We start from the raw sequence: 1,636 nt of genomic DNA, 5'->3' as shown, positions 1-1,636 counted from the left end.
GGATTGGGTGCACGCGGTGCATGGACTATTGTAGGTGGCAAGCAACCCTGGATCACGATTGCTGATACTACTTTAAATAATACGAAGGTGACCGTGCTGGCTGGACATACCGTGTCACTGGTATGGACCATCACCAATGGTACCTGTGCGGCTACTACGGATATGGTGGAACTGACCAACTATGAAGTTCCTTCCATAGCAGTTGCAGGTGCAGATCAGAAACATTGTAATGATTCTATCTTCAACATGACGGCTAATAAGCCAGCTGCATTTGGGGCACGCGGTGCATGGACCATCGTAGGCGGTAAACAACCTTGGATTACGATTGCTGACACCACTTTAAATACCACCAAGGTGACAGTGCTGGCAGGACATACCGTGTCACTGGTATGGACCATCACCAATGGTACCTGCGCGACCACTACAGATATCGTGGAACTGACCAACTATGAAGTACCTTCCAAAGCGGTTGCGGGTGCAGATCAGTTACATTGTAACGACTCTATCTTCACCATGGCGGCTAACAAGCCGACTGAATATGGAGCTAAAGGCACCTGGTCTGTTGTAGGTAAACCAACATGGGTGACTGTTACCGACACTACTTTAAACACTACAAAAGTTAAAGTACTCGCCGGGCATACCGCTACACTGGTATGGACTATCTCTAACGGAACCTGCGCCGCCACTACCGACACCGTGTTGCTGACTAATTACGATGTTCCTGCAGTAGCAAAAGCTAATGTGGATCAGTTACATTGTAACGACTCTATCTTCACCATGGCTGCTAACAAGCCTACTGAATATGGCGCTAAAGGCACCTGGACAGTAGTAGGTAAACCAACATGGGTGACTGTTACAGACACCACTTTAAACACTACAAAAGTTAAAGTGCTGGCGGGTCATACTGCTACACTGGTATGGACCATTTCCAACGGTACTTGTGCTGCGACTACCGATACCGTGCTGCTGACTAACTACGATGTACCTGCAGTAGCAAAAGCTAATGTGGATCAGTTACATTGTAACGACTCTATCTTCACCATGGCGGCTAACAAGCCKACTGAATATGGYGCTAAAGGYACMTGGWCWGTGGTRGGYAAACCAACRTGGGCGRCYATTACAGACACCACTTTAAACACTACAAAAGTGAAAGTGCTGGCGGGGCATACTGCTACACTGGTATGGACTATCTCTAATGGTACTTGTGCKGCGACTACCGACACYGTGCTGCTGACYAACTACGATGTWCCGGCTGTTGCGAAAGCAAACGTGGATCAGTTACATTGTAACGACTCTATCTTCACCATGGCCGCYAACAAGCCKACTGAATATGGYGCTAAAGGCACCTGGTCTGTGGTAGGTAAACCAACATGGGTGACTGTTACTGATACCACTTTAAATACTACAAAAGTTAAAGTACTGGCTGGACATACTGCTACACTGGTATGGACTATCTCTAACGGTACCTGTGCTGCTACTACTGACACCGTGCTGCTGACTAACTACGATGTTCCTGCTGTTGCGAAAGCAAACATTGATCAGTTACATTGTAATGACTCCATCTTCACTATGGCTGCTAACAAGCCTACTGAATATGGTGCTAAAGGCACCTGGTCTGTGGTAGGTAAAAGGTAAA

The 1,636-nt window shown here is 47.3% G+C and carries 1 protein-coding gene; it reads left to right on the top strand.

The window, feature by feature from the left end; genetic code table 11:
• Positions 1-1,635, top strand: a 1,635-nt coding sequence (locus AC1DP6_RS36415) for a hypothetical protein (protein ID WP_477059298.1), incomplete at its 5' end; no start/stop codon positions are given.
• Position 1,636 lies beyond the last annotated feature (1 nt).

This window comes from Chitinophaga sp. 01L420, assembly GCF_056399985.1.
Note: the sequence above shows the minus strand (reverse complement) of the source record. Positions and strands in the feature narration are given on the sequence as shown.